Origin of the sequence: Caloramator sp. mosi_1, assembly GCF_028622835.1 — a bacterium.
Classification (GTDB): domain Bacteria; phylum Bacillota; class Clostridia; order Clostridiales; family Caloramatoraceae; genus Thermobrachium.
In genome coordinates this window covers 944066-964069 of the sequence record NZ_CP117677.1, presented here as the reverse complement: position 1 = coordinate 964069, position 20004 = coordinate 944066, and the positions used below count along the sequence as shown (strand labels likewise).

Annotated in this window: 19 protein-coding genes, 7 pseudogenes and 2 riboswitches; of the genes and pseudogenes, 23 read left to right on the top strand and 3 right to left on the bottom strand. The window is 30.9% G+C overall.

Annotated features, from left to right (window positions below; genetic code table 11):
* The first annotated feature begins 3 nt into the window (after window positions 1-3).
* The 19 genes and pseudogenes from PL321_RS06870 (at window position 4) to nuoB (ending at window position 13165) form a co-directional block, all read left to right on the top strand.
* The gene (locus tag PL321_RS06870; RefSeq protein ID WP_273963977.1) at window positions 4-318 is read left to right on the top strand and encodes a cellulose biosynthesis cyclic di-GMP-binding regulatory protein BcsB; all 315 of its coding nucleotides are present in this window, start codon (window positions 4-6) and stop codon (window positions 316-318) included.
* The gene (locus PL321_RS06865) at window positions 275-547 is read left to right on the top strand and encodes a hypothetical protein (protein WP_273964717.1); all 273 of its coding nucleotides are present in this window, start codon (window positions 275-277) and stop codon (window positions 545-547) included. The genes PL321_RS06870 and PL321_RS06865 overlap by 44 nt, the downstream gene beginning before the upstream one ends.
* A 38-nt stretch (window positions 548-585) precedes the next feature.
* Window positions 586-735 (top strand): hypothetical protein, encoded by a 150-nt coding sequence (locus PL321_RS06860; RefSeq protein ID WP_273963976.1) that lies wholly within the window; start codon window positions 586-588, stop codon window positions 733-735.
* 177 nt (window positions 736-912) lie between these two features.
* The gene (locus PL321_RS06855) at window positions 913-1416 is read left to right on the top strand and encodes a cellulose biosynthesis cyclic di-GMP-binding regulatory protein BcsB (RefSeq protein ID WP_273963975.1); all 504 of its coding nucleotides are present in this window, start codon (window positions 913-915) and stop codon (window positions 1414-1416) included.
* A gap of 83 nt (window positions 1417-1499) precedes the next feature.
* Window positions 1500-1943, top strand: a complete 444-nt coding sequence (locus tag PL321_RS06850) for a hypothetical protein (RefSeq protein ID WP_273963974.1) — start codon at window positions 1500-1502, stop codon at window positions 1941-1943.
* Between the two features lie 85 nt (window positions 1944-2028).
* Window positions 2029-3118 (top strand): annotated as a pseudogene (locus PL321_RS21130) (PfkB family carbohydrate kinase).
* Window positions 3112-4028: pseudogene (locus tag PL321_RS06830) on the top strand (pseudouridine-5'-phosphate glycosidase). Before PL321_RS21130 ends, PL321_RS06830 begins: the two co-directional pseudogenes overlap by 7 nt.
* Window positions 4029-4084: 56 nt before the next feature.
* A riboswitch (Lysine riboswitch) is annotated at window positions 4085-4262 on the top strand.
* 94 nt (window positions 4263-4356) lie between these two features.
* A pseudogene (locus PL321_RS06825) lies at window positions 4357-5987 on the top strand (Na+/H+ antiporter NhaC family protein); the annotation flags it as partial.
* Between the two features lie 224 nt (window positions 5988-6211).
* On the top strand, window positions 6212-7018 hold the full coding sequence (locus PL321_RS06820; protein ID WP_273963970.1) for a proton-conducting transporter transmembrane domain-containing protein: 807 nt from the start codon (window positions 6212-6214) through the stop codon (window positions 7016-7018).
* Window positions 7015-7275 (top strand): hypothetical protein, encoded by a 261-nt coding sequence (locus tag PL321_RS06815; RefSeq protein WP_273963969.1) that lies wholly within the window; start codon window positions 7015-7017, stop codon window positions 7273-7275. The genes PL321_RS06820 and PL321_RS06815 overlap by 4 nt, the downstream gene beginning before the upstream one ends.
* Before the next feature lie 29 nt (window positions 7276-7304).
* On the top strand, window positions 7305-7745 hold the full coding sequence (locus PL321_RS06810; RefSeq protein WP_273963968.1) for a hypothetical protein: 441 nt from the start codon (window positions 7305-7307) through the stop codon (window positions 7743-7745).
* Window positions 7727-7861, top strand: a complete 135-nt coding sequence (locus tag PL321_RS06805) for a hypothetical protein (protein ID WP_273963967.1) — start codon at window positions 7727-7729, stop codon at window positions 7859-7861. Before PL321_RS06810 ends, PL321_RS06805 begins: the two co-directional genes overlap by 19 nt.
* A 12-nt stretch (window positions 7862-7873) precedes the next feature.
* Window positions 7874-8800 carry a respiratory chain complex I subunit 1 family protein gene (locus PL321_RS06800; RefSeq protein ID WP_273963966.1) on the top strand — a complete coding sequence of 309 codons (927 nt, stop codon included), beginning with the start codon at window positions 7874-7876 and terminating at the stop codon, window positions 8798-8800.
* 12 nt (window positions 8801-8812) lie between these two features.
* Window positions 8813-9319, top strand: coding sequence for a hydrogenase (locus tag PL321_RS06795; protein WP_273963965.1), 507 nt, complete (start codon window positions 8813-8815; stop codon window positions 9317-9319).
* 113 nt (window positions 9320-9432) lie between these two features.
* Window positions 9433-10860: a proton-conducting transporter transmembrane domain-containing protein gene (locus tag PL321_RS06790; RefSeq protein WP_273963964.1), complete on the top strand. Its 1428-nt coding sequence runs from the start codon at window positions 9433-9435 to the stop codon at window positions 10858-10860.
* 44 nt (window positions 10861-10904) lie between these two features.
* Entirely contained in the window at window positions 10905-12050 is a 1146-nt protein-coding gene (locus PL321_RS06785) for an NADH-quinone oxidoreductase subunit C (RefSeq protein WP_273963963.1), read from the top strand.
* Complete coding sequence (locus PL321_RS19770; protein ID WP_337960986.1) at window positions 12010-12117, top strand: hypothetical protein; 108 nt, start codon at window positions 12010-12012, stop codon at window positions 12115-12117. Before PL321_RS06785 ends, PL321_RS19770 begins: the two co-directional genes overlap by 41 nt.
* Window positions 12099-12458 carry a hypothetical protein gene (locus PL321_RS19765; protein WP_337961111.1) on the top strand — a complete coding sequence of 120 codons (360 nt, stop codon included), beginning with the start codon at window positions 12099-12101 and terminating at the stop codon, window positions 12456-12458. Before PL321_RS19770 ends, PL321_RS19765 begins: the two co-directional genes overlap by 19 nt.
* 8 nt (window positions 12459-12466) lie before the next feature.
* Window positions 12467-13165, top strand: a complete 699-nt coding sequence (gene nuoB, locus PL321_RS06775) for an NADH-quinone oxidoreductase subunit NuoB (RefSeq protein ID WP_273963962.1) — start codon at window positions 12467-12469, stop codon at window positions 13163-13165.
* 727 nt (window positions 13166-13892) lie between these two features.
* On the opposite strand, the gene PL321_RS21125 is transcribed toward nuoB, so the two are convergent.
* On the bottom strand, window positions 13893-14141 hold the full coding sequence (locus PL321_RS21125) for a MarR family transcriptional regulator (protein ID WP_443110696.1): 249 nt from the start codon (window positions 14139-14141) through the stop codon (window positions 13893-13895).
* A gap of 273 nt (window positions 14142-14414) precedes the next feature.
* Window positions 14415-14577: riboswitch (M-box (ykoK) riboswitch) on the top strand.
* A gap of 217 nt (window positions 14578-14794) precedes the next feature.
* Between PL321_RS21125 and mgtE the strand changes: the two are divergent.
* Window positions 14795-16123: pseudogene (gene mgtE, locus PL321_RS06770) on the top strand (magnesium transporter).
* A 14-nt stretch (window positions 16124-16137) separates the two neighbouring features.
* Here the strand turns inward: mgtE and PL321_RS06765 are convergent.
* Window positions 16138-17214, bottom strand: a pseudogene (locus PL321_RS06765) (6-phosphofructokinase).
* Window positions 17215-17451: 237 nt separating this feature from the next.
* Between PL321_RS06765 and PL321_RS06760 the strand changes: the two are divergent.
* From PL321_RS06760 to PL321_RS21115, 3 genes and pseudogenes are all read left to right on the top strand, one after another.
* Window positions 17452-17661 carry an alpha/beta-type small acid-soluble spore protein gene (locus PL321_RS06760; protein WP_027309403.1) on the top strand — a complete coding sequence of 70 codons (210 nt, stop codon included), beginning with the start codon at window positions 17452-17454 and terminating at the stop codon, window positions 17659-17661.
* 110 nt (window positions 17662-17771) lie between these two features.
* Window positions 17772-18241 (top strand): annotated as a pseudogene (locus PL321_RS21120) (N-acetylmuramoyl-L-alanine amidase family protein); the annotation flags it as partial.
* Entirely contained in the window at window positions 18221-18511 is a 291-nt protein-coding gene (locus tag PL321_RS21115) for an SH3 domain-containing protein (protein WP_443110754.1), read from the top strand. The pseudogene PL321_RS21120 and the gene PL321_RS21115, both read left to right, overlap by 21 nt.
* Before the next feature lie 21 nt (window positions 18512-18532).
* On the opposite strand, the pseudogene PL321_RS06745 reads toward PL321_RS21115, so the two are convergent.
* A pseudogene (locus tag PL321_RS06745) lies at window positions 18533-19913 on the bottom strand (oxaloacetate decarboxylase subunit alpha).
* Window positions 19914-20004: the final 91 nt, after the last annotated feature.

The following is a 20004-nucleotide window of genomic DNA, read 5'->3' as shown; positions in this document are numbered from 1 at the left end:
AGAATGAAAAGGGTATTAATAGTTTTTACTATATTTTTTATACTTTGTTCACAGCCTATTTATGCAGAGGAAATAGGTGTAAGAAACTATAAACTAAATAATAATATAGAACTTAGAGGAATTAGAGCTTCCTTTAATTTTAACTTTTATGTGGATGAGCATTGGATTTTAAAGGATGAAGGCTATGTTTATTTGAATGTAAATATAAGTGATGTAATAAAATATAAAAATTCTATGTTGACTGTTTATCTGAATGGTTTTCCTGTAGGAAGCATTGATATATACGGCAAAAAAATATACAAACAGCCTTTTACCTAAAAAAGAATGGATAAAGACAGGCTTTAATTCTTTAAAAATTTCTACCTTTAAAATGATAGATGAAGATGACTATTTTGAAGATATTAATATTGGAAACTGGGTTGATATTCAGGAGGACAGCTATGTTCATATTGAGTATGAAGAAGACACAGAAAATATACTCCTTAAAAGCTTTCCTTATCCCTTTTTAAAAGAGGAAATGGAAACACTTTTAATTCAGTTATTATAACAGGCGAAGATGTAGAGGCTTATCTTGCACTTCTTTACTTGTCGTCCGCTCTTGGAAGATATGATGCATATTCAAATTTAAACCTAAGGGCAAAGCATATTAAGGATTTTAATGTGGATGATGTGGATAAAAATATAATAGTTATAGCCTCCTATTGGGACTTAGAGGATAAATTAAAAAGTTCTTAGATAGTGAAGATAGAATAAGGATGTCTGATAATGCCGTCGTAAAACTTATAAAATCCCCTATAGGGATGGTAGGTATGTTCTAATCATAACCTCCTTTGACAGCAAAAACTTCCTGTTGCAACAAAGACATTAGGAGATTTTAATTATTTAGAAACCGCTACTGGTAACACTTTATATGTGAGTGAATATAAACCGAAGGATTGTGAGACACTTAAGGAGAAATCAACTCTAAAGGAGTTAGGATATAAAGATATAGTTTTAAATAGCATTGATAATGAGGCAGAATTCTTTATAGAAATACCAAAGGATAAAAGTTTAACTAAGGATGCCTATTTTGAGTTTTATTTAAGGTACTCAAACCTATTAGATTTTAACAAATCATCACTTTGTATAATGGTAAATGATGTGCCTTATACAGATAAAACCTTATCATTAGAGAAAATTCAAAGGGATAGTATAAGGATAAACTTAAGAGAAATAGCAGAAACAGGAACAATAAAACTAAAATTAAAGTTTAACCTTATTCCTAAAAATAAAAAGGATGTAGCAGATGTTGCAGAAAATCTCTTTGCTGTTATATTGAGTGATTCTATTTTATATAAACCAACAAAACAGGAAAAAGAAGAGACCTTCTTTATTTTCCTGCACCTTTTATCGAAAATGGAAAGTTCAACAACTTAAAGGTAGTAATCCCAAGCAATATAGATAGTGAAGATTTAACCAATCTATCAAATATATTTGCCTTTTTAGGGCATAGTATTAATGTGCTTGATGGTTTAAGCATAGGTTTTTCTACTGATAAATCTAAAAACAATATAGTCTATGGATTAAATTTAAAGGAATTAGAGGATAGATTGTGGGTTAATGTAAAGGATGGAGGATATAAAACTAAAGAGGGTATAACAGCTAAGGATGAGGATAGTGTAGTTCAGCTTATAGAAGCTAATGAAGATACATTTGTTTTAGCTTTAAATTCTATTAATAAATCTGGATTAAAGAGTATTTCTACGTATTTAAGTGACTTTAGCTTTGTTGAAGGATTAAAGGGTAATGTTTGTGTAATAAATTCAATGGGTACAGTAAAAACTTACTATGTGGAGAGTTACAAATATACAAATAAATATAAAGCAATAGCTTATATATGCCTTGGGGCATCGGTATTTATATTGTTTGCAATATTTATTATAGACAGGCGAGAAATAATCTAAAAATTTTAATTTTTATTGATTTTTCTTTTTATAAATGTTAATATAAACATATGATTAAATATTAAACAAAAGTTTAGGTGATTGTATGACGAATAGAGAAAGAGAAATACTTGAACTTATAAAGAAAAACCCCTTTATTACGCAGGAGGAAATAGCATCAAAACTTAACATTGCAAGGGCTTCTGTTGCAGTTCACATCACAAATCTAATGAAAAAGGGATATATTTTAGGAAAAGGGTATATTATAAATCTTGATGAGTATGTTTTAGTTATTGGTGGTGCAAATGTAGATATACAGGGATTCCCAAAAGAAAAACTAAAATACAAAGATTCAAACCCTGGTATTTTAAATATGTCCTTAGGTGGTGTAGCAAGAAACATAGCAGAAAACCTTGCAAGGCTAAATGTTAATGTAAAGCTTATAACAGCCGTTGGAGATGATATGTACGGCAAAAAATTATAGAGCATTCAAGAAACATAGGGATAGATATGAGCCACAGCTTAACCTTAGCCGATGAAAACACATCTACCTATCTTTCAATACTTGATGAAGAAGGAGATATGGCAGTTGCCCTATCCTGTATGGATATATGTGAAAGAATAGGTGTAGATTTTATAAAATCAAAGAAAAAAATAATAGAAGGCTCAAGGGTTTGTGTTGTAGATACCAACATACCTAAAGAAACACTTGAAGTTATAGCCGAAGTTGAAGGTGTTGATTTATTCTTAGATACTGTTTCAACTAAAAAGGCACAAAAGGTTAAAGATTTCATAGGAAGGTTCCACACAATAAAACCCAATAGATATGAAGCAGAAGTTTTGACAGGAATTTCTGTTGATAATGTGGATAAAGCAAAAAAGCCTGTGAAGTACTTTTAGAAAAAGGAGTAAAAAGGGTATTTTTAAGCCTTGGTGAAGAGGGAGTTGTTTGCGGAAGTAGGGAAGGAATCTTTAAAATAGATATGCCAAAGGTGTATGTTGTAAATGCAACGGGTGCAGGTGATGCCTTCTTGGCAGGACTTGTTTTCAGCTATTTATATGATTATACAATAGAAGATTCAGCTAAATTTGCAATGGCAGCAGCAGCAATTGCCCTTTCATCAAAGGACACTATTTCAAACAAGATGACAATACAAAATGTGAATACAAAGGCAAAGGAGTTGGGATTATGTTAAAGGATTATTTAGTTGTTTCTAATGAGGTTAAAGAGGCACTTGAAAATGGCAAACCTGTTGTAGCACTTGAATCTACAATAATATCACACGGTATGCCATATCCTCAAAATGTTGAAACTGCACTTAAGGTTGAAGAGATAGTTAGACAAAATGGTGCAGTACCTGCAACTATTGCAATAATAGGAGGAAAACTAAAGGCAGGTTTAACGCACGATGAAATAGAATATTTAGGTAAAAAGGCAGAGAAATAGTTAAGGTAAGTAGACGCGATATTCCATATATCGTAGCAAAGGGAATAGATGGTGCAACAACTGTTGCTTCAACAATGATAATAGCAGCCCTTGCAGGAATAAAGGTTTTTGCTACAGGTGGAATAGGAGGAGTACACAGAGGTGCTCAGGAGACCTTTGATATATCAGCAGACCTTCAGGAACTTGCAAATACAAATGTTGCTGTGGTTTGTGCAGGTGCAAAATCAATACTTGATTTAGGACTTACACTTGAATACCTTGAAACCTTTGGTGTTCCAGTTGTAGGATATAAAACAGAGGAGCTTCCAGCCTTCTATACAAGAAAAAGTGGATTTAAGGTGGATTATAGATTAGATACACCAGAGGAAATTGCAAAGATGCTTAAGGTTAAATGGGAACTTAACCTTAAAGGCGGTGCAGTTATTGCAAACCCTATTCCTGAGGAATATGAAATGGATTATGACACAATAACAAAGGCAATAGAGGATGCACTAAAGGAAGCAGAAGAAAAGGGAATAAAGGGTAAAGAATCAACGCCATTTTTACTTGCAAAGGTTAAGGATATTACAGGTGGAAAGAGCCTTGAGTCTAATATTCAGCTTGTATTTAATAATGCTAAGCTTGCAGCACAGATAGCAAAAATTTATAAAAAGGCTTGACAAACTATTAACTTTGTTGCAGAATATTTATTAAATAAAAAAATTAAATATGCGTTAAACATGATAGAGGCGCGGTGTCTAAGAGTACTATACCTGAGGTAAGCACTATGATGGTATAGGAAAGGAGCCATCGCCGAAGCGTAGAGCTGATGCTTTAAGGCTCTATGGCTGGGGCTATATAGAATATATATAGCACTGTCACAAACGCATAGTTTGTGGAGAGCTATCATGCAAAGGCAAGGTACGCTTTTTGTACCTTTGGTGTCTTTTGCTTTGATGGACTCTCCTCCGAAAAATCATTAATTAAAGGAGGAGTTTTTTTATGCCAGGATTTTTAACACTTTTACCACCACTTGTCGCTATTGTATTAGCATTTAGAACCAAAAATGTTCTTTTATCCCTTTTTGTAGGGGTGCTTACAGGTACATTTCTTTTAAGTTTAAGTTCCCACGGTTTTGTTTTAAGTTTCTTTTATGCCTTCTTAGGATTAGTAGATAAGATGCTTGCATCCCTTGCAGATACTTGGAATGCGGGTGTAATACTTCAATGTCTTGCTATAGGAGGACTTATAGCAGTTGTATCAAAAATGGGTGGTGCAAAGGCAATAGCCGAATCTTTAGCAAAGAGGGCAAAATCAGCAAGGAGTGCACAGCTTATAACTTGGCTTCTTGGTATATTTGTTTTCTTTGACGACTATGCAAATTCACTAATTGTAGGCCCAATAATGAGACCAGTTTCTGATAAGATGAAGATATCAAGGGAAAAATTATCTTTTATAATAGATGCAACAGCAGCACCTATTGCAGGAATTGCACTTATTTCAACTTGGGTAGGATATGAAATAAGTTTAATAAAAGACGGTTATGCACAAATTGGACAAGATGTAAATGCCTACGGAATGTTTGTTTCAACAATACCATATAGATTTTACAACATATTCATCTTAATATTTATAGTTTTAACAGCTGTACTTGCACGTGAGTTTGGGCCAATGCTTGAGGCTGAAAGAAGGGCAAAGATACTTGGAAAGGTAATTGCAGATGACGCAAAGCCAATGGTATCAACTGAGGCTTCAAACATTGAGCCAAAGGAAGGAATAAAGCTTAGCATTTGGAATGCAATAATTCCAATCGGTTCTCTTATACTATTTGCCTTTTTAGGTTTTTATTATAGCGGATATACAGCTATAATAGGTGGAGAAGATAAGGAACTTATTGAGGTTATAAAAAATGCACCTCTATCCTTTAGCTCAATAAGAGAGATATTTGGTGCATCTGATGCCAGTGTTGTACTTTTCCAATCAGCTCTTTTAGCAAGTATTATAGCAATTATAATGGCAGTAACACAAAAATAATGACATTAAGTGAAGCGATAGATACTTGGCTTGAGGGTGTAAAGTCCCTTGTTATAACAGGTGCAATCCTACTTCTTGCTTGGTCACTTTCTGGAACAATTAAGGAACTTGGAACTGCAAAGTACTTAGCAGGAGTATTATCAGGTACACTACCAAAGTTTTTACTACCAAGTTTAATATTTGTTTTAGGTTCTGTTATATCCTTTGCAACAGGTACATCCTATGGAACAATGGGAATTTTAATGCCTCTTGTTATTCCACTTGCCCACTCAATGTCACCTGATGCAAGTTTTATGACAATGAGCATAGGTGCAGTTTTAACGGGTGCAATATTCGGTGACCACTGTTCACCTATATCAGATACTACAATATTGTCTTCAATGGGTTCAATGTGCGACCACCTACACCACGTTAAAACACAGCTGTATTATGCAGTTACAATAGGTGTTGTAACAGTAGTATGCGGTTATTTACCTGTTGCAATAGGCATACCTGTTGTGGTTTCACTAATACTTGGAGTATTTGCTTGTTTTATGCTTGTAAGATTTGTTGGAAAACCAGTTGAAGATATAGAATTAGAAGGAGAAGTAACTGTTTCTGAATAAACTTAAGGTGCTTATGCACCTTAAGTTTTTTATAATGTACTTAACAAAAATATTGTCGTATGGTAAAATTTTATGTAGTAATATTCGAATGCTAAATATTTTATTAAATGAGGTGGTTTTTGGATGGATTTATTTTTAAAATTTAATGTATATCCCCTGTCATACTTTTTTTATTTATAATACTATTTATCTTTATACCTATTTTTATATATTCAACAGGCTATATGAATGAATATAAAAAGGAATATTCTATTACATATTTTTGGTTTTTTACTTTTTTATTTGTTATATCAATGATTTTAACAGTTTTCTCAAGTAATATAATATCATTTATGGTATTTTGGGAACTTATGTCCATATCGTCATTTTTCTTGGTAATTTATGAGCATAAGAAATATTCAACAATACATACAGGTATTTTTTATTTTATAATGACGCATATTAGTGGACTAACACTTATGATTATGTTTGCACTTTTATATAAATACACAGGCAAGTTATATTTTAGTGATATACAGTTTGCTACATTGAATACAAAACAAATAAATACTATATTCTATCTTTCAATTATAGGTTTTGGAGCAAAGGCAGGTCTTATTCCTCTTCACGCTTGGCTTCCTAAGGCTCATCCTGCCGCACCATCAAATATATCATCCCTGATGTCAGGTGTTATGCTTAAAGTAGCTATCTATGGTTTTATATTGGTGAACTTTGTAGTAGTGAATAATAGTAATTTAATAAACGGCCTTGTTCTTTTGATAATAGGATTAGTTACAGCAGTAATTTCAATATTGAATGGTATATTCCAAAAGGATATTAAAGCACTACTTGCATATTCAAGCGCTGAGAACGTAGGATTAATTTTTTCAACCATTGCACTTTCAATCATCTTAAATTCACAAAACATAAAGGTAGGTGCATTGGTTGCTTTAGTTGCAGCATTATATCATATTTTAAATCACAGCGTATTTAAGAGTCTGTTATTTGCCAATGCAGGTAGCGTTTTGTTTGCAACATCTACAAAAATATGAATGAATTAGGTGGACTGCACAAGACATTAAAATATACTACTATTTTTGCCTTTATAGGTATGGCTTCTATATCTGCAATGCCTCCATTTAATGGTTTTGCAAGCGAAAGTTTAATATTTAGAAGCTTTATTGAGGCAACTAATTTAATTCAAAATAAAAACATATCTATTTTAATCGTACTTTCTTTAGCATTATTAGCTTTAACTTCATCTGGAGCAATATATTCTGCAATAAAGTATTTTGGGATAACTTTTTAGGAGAAGCAAGGAGCCAAAAGGCTGTTAAAGTGCATAAGATACCAACTTCAATGCATATAGGTATGGGCATTTTATCAATATATGCAGTAGTATTAGGTATCTTTTCTCCCTTTGTAGTAAAGTTTTTATCAAGAATTTCAGAGGACATTTTAAATATAAAGGATATGAACACAATTTATATAGCCAGCGATATAATATATATTTCATTTATAGCTTTTGTAATAACTGCTCTTTTAATTCTAATAAGTAGGAAAAACAAAATTGAAAACTATGAGACTTGGGGATGTGGATTTAATGCAGTAAAGCCTTATATGCAGTATTCGGGAGAAGGGTTTTCACAACCTGTTTCAAGATATTTTGGAAAAGTTGCATCATATAGAAAGAATGTTAGTAAAAGGAAGCCATTTTACTTAAAATTAGTATACACGACATCTTTTATGAAAATATTTATATGCCAGTTGTTAGAATGATTGATTTTATAGCTACTAAAGTCGTGAAGATGCACTATGGAAAAATACAGTTATATATTTTATATATATTAGTTGCATTGATGTTTGCTTTATTTGTTTCAATCAAACTAATTTAGGTGGTGATTTTGTTGGATTATGTTTTAATTGTTTTGCAGAGTTTGTTTCTATTAATTATAACTCCTTTATTTGTAGGCATATTAAAAAGAATGAAGGCTTTTATTAGAGGATATCAGGGAGCAAAAATTACCCAACCCTACTACGACATAAAAAGGCTATTTAATAAAGGAATGGTTGTATCAAATAGTAGTTCATTTGTTAGTATATTTGGGCCATCCATTTGTTTGGCTTTTTCAATAGTTATAAGTTTATTAGTTCCTGTTTTCTATACAAATAATATTATAAATTTTGGAAATGTATTTTTAGTTATATTTATGCTGGCAGTAATTAAAATAATAACAACATTGATTGGTCTTGATTGTGCAAGTACATTTGGTGGAATGGGAAGCAGCAGAGAGAGTTTTATATCATTGTTTGCAGAACCTGTTATGCTTCTTACACTTAGCGTTTTATATTTTGAATCCAATAATTTTAATGTATTTAAGATAAGCTATGCAATAAGTAATACGGATATTACGGTTGCACATATTTTAGCCTTAGCGTCATTTTTTATATTAGTTTTAGCTGAAAATGCAAGAATGCCAGTTGATAATCCTGAAACACATCTTGAGCTTACAATGGTACACGAAGCAATGATACTTGATATATCTGGAAGAAATTTAGCTTTTATTGAACTTGCTTCATCAATAAAATTTATTGTCTTTGCAACATTACTAATTAATTTATTTTTACCATTTGGAATTGCAACTTCAATTAGTATTTATTCAATATTTATATCAATAGTTATATATATACTAAAAATGATAGTGGTACTATTTGTTATAGCAATAATTAGAACAAGTATAGCAAAGTTCAGACTATTTAAAGTACCAGAACTTTTAGCTTCAGCATTTTCATTATCTATAATTTCAATTGCAATGCTTTATTTTAATCTGTAAGGAGCGATAAAAATGAATCTACTTATAACTTTAACCCTTCTTTCAACTGTTGCAATGTCTGGTTTTAGACGACTTAAGCTTATGACAGGTACATTTATGATACAGTCACTATCAATTGCTTTTATATGTTTCTTTCTTGGATATGAGACAAATGAAGCACACTATTATGCATTAGGTATGTTGACCATACTGATTAAAGCAATAGTTATACCAATAATTATGAATAAGTCAATTAATAAGCTAAAGACTGCAAGAGAGATGAATATGATTATAAATGGATATTGGTCATATATATTTTCTTCAATTTTTGTTGTTATTGCTCTAATGCTTTTAAAAAATTTCAGGCAAGATTTGATTAAAACAGGTTTAGTATTAATACTGTTTGGTACATTTATTCTTATAACAAGAAAAAAGGCAATAAATCAAATGATAGGTTTTTTAACTGTAGAAAATGGTATTGTACTAATAGAACTTTCAACAGTTCAAATGAATTTAGCAATAGAATTTGGAATTTTTTAGAGGTTTTAATACTTTCACTTATAATGGGTGTTATGGTTTTTAACATAAATAAATCATTTGATTCTATAAATACAGATTATCTATCAAATATAAAGGAATAAGCAGGTGATTGAATGGAACTATGGTTAATTTTTGGATTGATTGCACTTTCAACATTAATTTCGTTTTTAATTAAAGATATAAAAACAATATCTTGTATAAATATATCTGTTTCTATAATTAATTTTATTGCTTGTATTTTATTAGTAATAAAGGTAGAGTCCTTTGATACATTATTTTATCTTGAAAAGATATTATTTTTAGATTCATATTCAACTGTTCAATTGTTTATTATTTCAGGGGTTACATTAGTTTCGTCAATTTATTCTTATAAATATATATTAAATGAAGTAAAGCATCAAATTATTTCAATTAAAAAAGCTAAAATTTTTTATATTTTATTTAATTTGTTTGTTTTTTCTATGTATTTAATATCATTTGCCAATAATGTAATGATTATGTGGATATCCTTAGAGGCAACAACTTTAGCTACAGCATTTTTAATAGGATTTAATGGAGACAAACTATCTTTAGAAGCTGCGTGGAAATACATAATATTATGTTCAGTAGGTATAACAATAGGACTTGTAGGAATAATTTTATTAATTTACTCTACAGGTAGTAATGTTACTATGGAAAACTTAAACTGGACATACCTATCAAAGCACTATTCAACATTTGATATCACAATTACAAAAATAGCTTTTACATTAATTTTCGTTGGTATAGGAACAAAAGCAGGATTTGCTCCAATGCATACCTGGCTTTCTGATGGCCATAGTGAGGCACCATCTCCAATTAGTGCAATGATGTCAGGAATTTTATTAAATCTTGCTTTATATGTAGTTGTTAGATTCTATGTAATAATTAAAAACATAGATAATCTACAAAATTTCAATAAGCTGTTTGTTATATTTGGTGTATTATCTTTATTTATTTCATCTTTTAGTATTTTAAAACAAAACAATTACAAAAGACTTCTGGCTTTTTCATCGGTAGAAAATATAGGTATCATTTCTTTAGGAATTGGTTTTGGAGGATATTTTGGATTATTTGCAGCAGTACTTCATTCTATAATACACGCTTTTGGGAAAACACTTTTATTTTTGGTAGCAGGTAATATTTTAGAGAACTATAAAACAAAAAGAATAGATAAGATACATTATCTATTTAAGTTTATGCCAATTAATTCAGCCTTTTTAATATTAGGAATGCTTATTATAACAGGGGCACCTCCTTTTGCATCGTTTTTCAGTGAATATTATATTTTGATTTCAGGAATAAAAAGTGGACATTTTATTGCAACTATTATATATGCTTTATGTCTTTTAATTGTATTTGCAGGTTTTTTAGTTGCATTTATGAAGATGATATATACAAAACAAAATGATGTAGAAGTTGTTAAATTAGAAGAAGATGGAAACAATATTGTTCCGCTTATAATAACATTGGTTTTTGTGGTATTTGTTTCTGCCTTTTTAATGGATATATATATAACATAATAGAAAAATCAACAAAAATAATTGGTTTTTAAGGATGTGAGGTTATGCGTTTCAAAGATTTAATAAAAGAACTTCAAAATGAATACAAGCTCCAAGTTAAAAATAAAAATGAAATTTATATAGATGTTGAAAAGGAAAATATTAGAGATGTAGTCAATAGTATGTTTTTAAAGTTTAAACTCTATTTTGTTGCTGAGTTTTGTGTTGACAACGTAGAAAATTTCATAATTAATGTAGTTTTAAATAACAGAAAAAATGGCTACTATGTAATTTTAAGATATAAAACAGATGAAGATATAGTTTCTCTTCAAGGATTGGCATATCAAAGTGAACTTTTTGAAAGAGAGATTTCTGATTTGTTTGGACTTAAAATTAATGGAGGTAAAGACACCAGAAATATTGTTAAACACGAAATATGGCAGGACAATGTATATCCACTTAGAAAAGATTTTAAATTTAAAGATAAGGTTAAGGATAGCTATGAAATACAGGAATACAGATTTAAGGAAATAAGTGGTGATGGGGCATATCAAATACCTGTTGGGCCTGTTCACGCAGGAATAATTGAACCAGGGCATTTTAGATTTAGTGTAATAGGGGAAGATATTGAAAATCTTGAAATAAGACTTATGTATAAACACAGGGGAATAGAGAAACTTTGTGAAAATGTATCAGCAGATAAGTTAAATCTGGTATTTGAGAGAGTTGCAGGTGAATCATCTGTTGCATATAGTGAAGCATATGCACTTTTAATAGAAAAGCTGCTTGAGTTTGGTGTAGCAGATGATATAAAGGTTGTTAGAACAATATTATTAGAGCTTGAAAGAATATATAATTTTTTAGATGATATAGCAGGAATATGTGTAGATGTTGGTTATAGCTATCCAGCAAAGAAATTTAGTTATCTTTCTGAATTAATACATCAGTTAAATGAAAAAATATCAGGAAGTAGATTTTTGAGAAATACAATAATACCTGGAGGTATAAACATAGATTTAACTAAAGAAAAAATAAGTACTATATTAGAAACTATAGAAAATGTTGAAGAAAGATTTGAAGCTATTGTAGATATGACATTAAATTCTGTTTCATTTTTGGATAGAGTTGAGATAACTGGTATTGTTGAAAATGAAGTAGCAAAAACTTCTTTTGACAGGAGTAGTTGGAAGGGCCTCAGGAATAAAGTATGATGTAAGATTAAGTTTTCCTTATGAAATGTATAAAGAGATAAAAAGGATATCAATTTTGAAACAATAGGTGGAGTATTTGAAAGATATAAGGTTAAAATTTCAGAAATTAGAGATGCAATCAATTTCATAAAGACATTATGTAGCAAAGTTGATGAAGTTAGAAAGCAAAGAGTAAATATACAGTTACCTGAGGGTAAAGAAGCTTTAGTTTCAGTGGAAACTGTTAAAGGTGAACTTGTTGTATATGGAAAGGTAGGAGAGGACAATAGATTTGAAAGAATTTACTTTAAAACACCTTCCTTTACAAATTGGAATGGATTGACTTATGCAGTATTGGGAGAAATAGTTCCCGATTTTCCATTATGTAACAAAAGTTTCAATATGTCATATTCTGAAAACGATAGGTAGGGATGATTATGAATATTTTATTAGATAGAATTAAATATGGTAAAGAAACAGTTAGAAATCCTTTATATGAAAATGAAAATTCATACGGAAAGATAGAGGTTGATTATAGTAAATGCAAACTTTGTAAAGATTGTATAAAACATTGCATAGTTGATGCTATAAAGATAGAGAATGAAAAAATAACTATTGATAGTAAAGGTTGTATATACTGTGGAAATTGTATAGATGTGTGTCAATATGATGCTCTCAAAAACACTCACAACTATAAAATAGCAGAGATAGGAGACAAATTAAGAGAAGAGATATATAAAAAGTTTAATCGTTCCTTAATACTTCGTTCAGTAGATACAGGTTCTTGTAATGCCTGTATGCTTGAACTATCAGCGACAACAAACAATTTTTATTCTATTTCTAAGTATGGAGTAAATTTTGCAGCATCCCCAAGGCATTCGGATGGTATAGTTGTTACAGGACCAGTTCCACTTAATATGAAGGATGCTCTGATTAAAACATACTATGCTATGCCTCAGCCAAGGCTTGTTATAGCAGTTGGTTCTTGTGCTTGTGATGGCGGAATATTTAAAGACACATATGCTAATTGTGAAAGCCTAAATAAAATATTACCTGTAGATTTATATATACCAGGTTGTCCACCATCACCACAGGCAATAATATATGGTCTTTTAAAATTAATGCAAAGAATATAAAGAGTATGTTTTATGAGCGATATCATTTATTATATCAATATTAAATTCCTTAGCTATTTTATTCAGTAATTCATAAACCCTGATTAAATCGTCTATATCAGATTTAATTAGGGTTTTTATATAGCTTATTTTACCTATGTTTTCAGCAATATCTTTTCTAATTAAATTTTCACCTTTTTGTGTAATTGACAGTTCAATTGTATTCTTTACATTAGCCTTAATTTTGTTTATCAGTCCTTTTTATATAAATTTTTGCTATAAGGTTTGCTGTCGAATGTGACCAGAAGCCTAATTGACTGAGCTCTAAAGAATTAATATAAGGGAATGCTTCAATTAGTTTTAGGGCTCTAATTTGAGGGTAAGTTAAATCTAAATTTTTAGATATAATGTATGTTCTTTTTGAATACTTAAAACAAATACCCTTATGAGATTATAAAGAACAATGATTTTTTTATTATATTTTTTCACAATCCTCAAATGAGTTTATATCTATTTTAAAAGAATAATTATTTAAACACTCAGTATATTTGAGTGTTATATCAACTTGTTCCTTATTTAAAATGTTAGAGTAAAAATCAATTAGTTTATCTATAGATACCTCATCTAAAAAATTTTTTAATTGTATTATTGGAAGAAGTGTATTATTACTTATTCGTGTTTTTTTATTAAATCGTCCCCTAAGTGCGTAACTGTGATAGAAAACTGTTTGTTATTTAGCTTTTCTTTTTTATATATTTTTTTCTTCCAAAAGTTTAAGCATATTAGTAACAGTAGGAACAGACCAACATCCTATTTTAGATATTTTAGAAACCGAAATTTTAGGAAAACTTTTTATTATCCATAAACATCTAAGCTGGGGCAAAGTTATATTGAATCTACTTAGATAGTTTTCATATTCATTTTCAATTTTTAAAAATATATATCGGGAATAATTGTAAATACAAAATGATAGGTAGTTTTTATCTGATTTATACATAAGCAAAAGTTCTCCTTTAAACTTTCATAATAAACTATTATATAATATAAAATCATTTTTTTCTATTTAAAGTTGATTTAACATAAAAGTTTAAAATATATGATGGTGGTATTTTCAATAGTCAAATAGGATTTGAAAGAGTGTTAGTTATGCTCTTTTGATTTACTGTATTAAATATTTTTGTTAAGTTCTATGGCAAACAATAATGTTAATTTTACAATAAAATAGTAGCATTATTATGCAATGTATATTATAATATGCTATAGATAAAATTAAATATATTGTTAGGTGAGGCTCCTACAAAGATATATGCTACTGCCCAGAAAAATCGAGAGATTCCAATGGGTCAACAGAAATAATCGTGAAGGTTATTTCTAACGTAGCTGACAATGAGTCTACGCTTTGTAGTGCTAAAGCTCAACAATAAAGAAATGATTAATTTCTCTACTGTTGAGTAGAGATTTTTATTTATTAGGAAATGATAATAAATATAATATTTATTTTTATAAGGTTTAAGTAAAAATACTTATTATTTTTAAGAAGGGAGTGATGGGTATGGATTCTGGTAGTCCTTTTCCGGATTATAAAAACTTAATAAAAAAGAGCCATATTCATCACTTTGGATATTGGCTCTTCTAAAAGGAGGGGTCAGAATGAATGAAAGAATTAGACAACTATTAAAAGACAAAAACTACAAAGAACTTAGAAATGAGCTTATGGAGTTAAATGAAGTAAATATAGCAGATATATTAGAAGAAGTAGATATAAGCGAAGCAGTTATACTATTTAGGCTTCTTCCAAAGGACTTGGCCGTTGATGTATTTTCCTATCTTTCAAATGAACAGCAAAAAATATTATAAATTCAATTACAGATAAAGAAATAGAACACATAATGAATGAGATGTTTTTGACGATATGATTGACTTTATTGAAGAGATGCCAGCTTATGTTGTAAAAAGATATTAAAAAATGCAAAGGAAGAAGAAAGAGCATTAATAAATCAGTTTTTAAATTATCCAGAGAATTCTGCAGGAAGCCTAATGACAATAGAGTATGTTGATTTGCATAAGGATATGACAGTAAAGGAAGCAATTCAACATATAAAAAAGACAGGTTTAGAAAAGGAAACTATTTATACTTGTTATGTTACAGATAGAAGTAGAAAGCTTGAGGGTATAGTTTCATTAAGAAAGTTAGTTATTAGCAATGAAGATGAAAAAGTAGAAGATATAATGAATACAGACGTTATATATGTTCACACCCACGATGACCAAGAGATGGTAGCAAGCCTGTTTAAAAAGTATGACTTTATAGCAATTCCAGTTTTAGATAAGGAAGAAAGATTGGTTGGAATAATAACAATTGACGATATTGTGGATGTTATCGAACAGGAAAACACAGAAGATTTTCAAAAGATGGCAGGTATGGAACCTACCGATATTGAATATCTTGATGCAAGCGTTTTTCTCTTGCTAAAAACAGAATAGCGTGGCTTTTAATTCTTATGATTTCAGCAACCTTTACAGGAAGGATAATTCAAAGATATGAAGAGGTTCTTCAATCAGTTGCAATTTTAGCAGCCTTTATACCAATGCTTATGGATACAGGTGGGAATGCAGGTTCGCAATCTTCAACACTTGTAATTAGAGGACTTGCACTTGATGAGATTAAAACAAAGGACTTTTTAAGGTTGTTTTTAAGGAACTAAAAGTATCTTTTTAGTTGGAATTGTACTATCCTTTATTAACTTTTTAAGAATTTACTTTATAGAAAAGATTAATTTTAAAGTTTCATTAACAGTAACAATAACATTATTTATCACAATTATGCTTGCTAAGATTGTAGGAGGAGTTCTACCGATAATTGCAAGAAAACTTAAGCTTGATCCAGCCATTATGGCAAGTCCACTTATAACAACAATAGTTGATGCTGTTGCCTTAATAGTATATTTCACCTGTGCAACAATGATTTTAGGTATATAAATAAGCTTTGGAGATTAGTCTCCAAAGCTTATTCCTATTGAGCGAGCAACTTGTACAAGTTCACTGTTTGTATCTACATTTTTAGTTTTACCTATAACATTTTCTAAGAGAGTCGTAGGTTATTGTATCACCCTTTAGGCACACCATATTTCCAAACTTTTCTTGATGGATAAGCTCAACTGCAGCAACTCCATATCTTGTTGAAAGAATTCTATCAAAGGTTGATGTATTTCCTCCTCTTTGTATATGTCCGAGTACTGTACATCTTATTTCATTGCTCTTTATTAATTTTTCCAAATCGCTTGCAAGCTTATTACCTATTCCGCCAAGTCTTACAGGGTCTGGACTGTCCTCTACAATTTTGCTAATCACAACACTTCCATCCTTTGGTTTTGCACCCTCTGCAATAACTATAATGCTAAAGGGTTTGCCTTGTGCTTTTCTTTGCTCAATCTTTTCTACAACTCTTTCTATGCTGTAGGGTATTTCTGGTATTAATATAACATCAGCAGAACCTGCAATACCAGAGTATAGAGCAATCCAACCTGCATTTCTTCCCATAACCTCAAGAATCATAATTCTGTGATGGGACTCTGCTGTTGTATGTAGTCTATCAAGTGCATCCGTTGCGACGTCAATAGCTGAGTAGAATCCGAAGGTTAGGTCTGTTGAATATAGGTCGTTATCTATTGTTTTTGGTATACCAATAACATTAACACCCTTTCTTGAAAAGTCGCGGGCACTTGTTAGTGTTCCATCTCCGCCTATTACAACAAGAACATCTACATTTTCCTTTTAAGATTTTCAACTGCAACATCTGAAACGTCCTTTTTAACAATTTTTCCATTTTCCTCAACTGCATAATCAAATAGGTTGTCCTTATTTGAGCTGTAAAGTATAGTTCCACCCTTATGGAGTATTCCTGAAACAGTATCTAATGTCAATGGAATAAAATCATTTTTATACAGTCCCCTATAACCATATTTATACCCTATAACCTCATATCCATATTTTAAAATTGCGGTTCTTGTAACTGCACGAATAACAGCGTTAAGACCTGGACAATCCCCACCGCCTGTTAGAATAGCTATTTTTTTGTTGCCATATAAACCCCTCCAATTTAATTAATTAAATAAAGACCCTATTAATTAAATTATAGTATCATATTAAGGTTAAAATAAATAATATTCAGAATATTAAAAAGTTATTTTTATTTAACAAAAAAGTATTTTTGAATATAAAAATACAACCCTTCACCTAATTCCCTGAATATATAACTGCTATTTGGTTAAATTAATAGTAACAGAACAAAACAGGAGGTGAATAGAATGAATACAACAGGTAAAAATCAAAAGGTTGTACCAGAAGCAAAGAAAGCTCTTAACCAATTCAAATATGAAGTAGCTAATGAAGTAGGTGTTAAGGTTCCAGATGGAGGTTACTGGGGAAATATGACTTCTAAGGAATGTGGAACAGTAGGTGGCTATATGGTTAAGAAGATGGTTGAGGCTTACGAAAGAAATCTTGCTGGTAAGTAATAACCTAATCAAAAACAAAAAAGGGAGTGTCTTCGGATGCTCCCTTTTTATGTAAATTTTTATTGAGACAACTATTTATATAGTGAATATATTGTATAAGGGGGATAATTATGAAAATATGTATAGATGCTGGACACGGTGGAGGAGATACTGGTGCTGTTGGCCCAAACTTTCTAAGGGAAAAGGATGTGAATTTGAATGTAGCACTTTTTTTAGGAGATATTTTAAAACTAAATGGCATCGAAGTTGTTTATACAAGAACCACTGATACGAGACTTGGAAATAATAGTAATGAAAGTTTAGGCAATAGAGTAAAAATAGCAAATGAAAGTGGGGCAGATTTTTTATAAGCATACATTGTAATGCAGCAGAAAATAGAAGTGCAAATGGAAGTGAGGTTTTTGTTTATAAAACTACAAGCAAAGCAAAGAATATGGCAGAGAAGATTTTAAACCAAATTGTAACTACAATGGGCTTTAGAAACAGGGGAGTAAAGACAGCAGATTTCTATGTCTTAAAATATACAAAAATGCCTGCCTGCTTAGTAGAAATAGCCTTTATAAGTAATCTGAATGAGGAGAGAATACTTTCTGATGTAAATAATCAGAAAAAAATCGCACTATGTATTGCAAAGGGTATTGGTGAGGATATAGGAGTTCAAATTGTTGAGTCAAGAAAGGGTAGGGTTAATGCAAGGGCTGGATTAAATGTAAGAAGTGGCCCATCTACTAAATACCCTATTGTTAGGGTTTTGAAGTATGGAGAACAAATAGATGTTTATACAATGGAGGATGGGTGGTTTAAAATAAATGATGGTTGGGTATTTGGGCAATATGTAGATTTATTATAAAAGGTGGCATTATGCCACCTTTTATACTGCTTCAATTGTAAAGGATATTGTTCTTTCTTTTGGTTTATCAGAGTATTTATTTCTTAAAAACTTTTCTGCAACCTGTGGGAAAAGAAGGTATGATAGAACATCTTCATCTGTTTTTGCAAACTCCTTTATTTGTTCCTTAGTTTTTTCAAAGGCTGGCTCCAACATATCTGCAAACCTGATTGTTAATGGTTTTTCATCACCTAATACCTTCTTTATTAAATCTTGGTTTATCTCACCAGGTGCCTTTCCGTACTCGCCCTTTATATATGCTTTAACTTCCTTTAAAACTATCTTGTATCTTTCTCCCTGTAGTACATTAAGTGCGGCTTGAGTTCCTACCATTTGGCTCATTGGAGTAACAAGTGGAGGGAAACCTAAATCTTCACGCACCTTTGGAACCTCTGATAAAACTTCATCAAGTTTATGAAGAGCCTTTTGTTCTTTAAGTTGTGATATAAGGTTTGAAAGCATTCCTCCAGGCACTTGATAAACAAGGGCGTCTGTATCTGTTCCAAGTACAAATGGGTTTAGCTGTCCTGACTCTACAAATTTGTCCTTAACCTTTTAAAGTGATCGTTTATTTCCTTTAATGTTTTTTCGTTAAGACCGGTTTCATATCCAAGTTCCTTTAGGGCATAGTGGATGGACTCTGTTGCAGGTTGGCTTGTTCCACCTGAGAAGGAACTTATTGCAGTATCTATGCAGTCAACTCCAGCCTCAACTGCCTTAAGGTAAGTTAGTGGTGCAAGGCCTGTTGTGCTGTGGGTGTGTAAAACAACTGGAAGTTTAACAGTATTTTTAAGTGCAGAAACGAGCTCATAGGCGTCCTTTGGTCCCATTATCCCTGCCATATCTTTAATACATATTGAGTGTACACCCATTGATTCAAGTTCCTTTGCAAGTTTTATATAGTTTTCTGTGTTGTGAATTGGGCTTATTGTATAGGCAATTGTTCCTTGAGCGTGTCCACCTTGTTTTAAAACTTCATCAACGCAAACCTCAATATTTCTAAAGTCATTAAGTGCATCAAATATTCTTATTATGTCTATACCATTATGTATAGCCTTTTTATAAATTCCCTAACAACATCATCAGGATAGTGTTTATATCCTAAAAGGTTTTGCCCTCTAAGAAGCATTTGTAGTTTTGTGTTTTTAACTCTCTTTCTTATATTTCTAAGTCTGTCCCAAGGGTCTTCATTTAAAAATCTAAGACACGAATCAAATGTTGCACCACCCCAAGCTTCTAAAGAATAATATCCTGCAGAATCAAGTAGTTCAAGTGAAGCTTCAGAGTCCTTATAGGGTAGTCTTGTTGCAATTAAAGATTGATTAGCGTCTCTAAGTATTGTTTCGGTTATATTAACTCTCACATTCCCCACTCCTTTTTAGATTATATATCTATTATACAATAAATTATCAATAATATCAAAAAATGAAGGATAAATTTCATAATTAATGAAA

Excerpts from the sequence above, each read along its gene's own strand:
- PL321_RS06805 (WP_273963967.1), top strand. The coding sequence starts at position 7,727 with ATGCCAGTTGTTAGAATGATTGATTTTATAGCTACTAAAGTCGTGAAG.
- nuoB (WP_273963962.1), top strand. The coding sequence starts at position 12,467 with ATGAATATTTTATTAGATAGAATTAAATATGGTAAAGAAACAGTTAGA.
- PL321_RS06870 (WP_273963977.1), top strand. The coding sequence starts at position 4 with ATGAAAAGGGTATTAATAGTTTTTACTATATTTTTTATACTTTGTTCA.
- PL321_RS06820 (WP_273963970.1), top strand. The coding sequence starts at position 6,212 with ATGAATGAATATAAAAAGGAATATTCTATTACATATTTTTGGTTTTTT.
- PL321_RS21125 (WP_443110696.1), bottom strand. The coding sequence starts at position 14,141 with ATGTATAAATCAGATAAAAACTACCTATCATTTTGTATTTACAATTAT.
- PL321_RS06760 (WP_027309403.1), top strand. The coding sequence starts at position 17,452 with ATGAATACAACAGGTAAAAATCAAAAGGTTGTACCAGAAGCAAAGAAA.
- PL321_RS06785 (WP_273963963.1), top strand. The coding sequence starts at position 10,905 with ATGCGTTTCAAAGATTTAATAAAAGAACTTCAAAATGAATACAAGCTC.
- PL321_RS06815 (WP_273963969.1), top strand. The coding sequence starts at position 7,015 with ATGAATGAATTAGGTGGACTGCACAAGACATTAAAATATACTACTATT.
- PL321_RS06795 (WP_273963965.1), top strand. The coding sequence starts at position 8,813 with ATGAATCTACTTATAACTTTAACCCTTCTTTCAACTGTTGCAATGTCT.
- PL321_RS06790 (WP_273963964.1), top strand. The coding sequence starts at position 9,433 with ATGGAACTATGGTTAATTTTTGGATTGATTGCACTTTCAACATTAATT.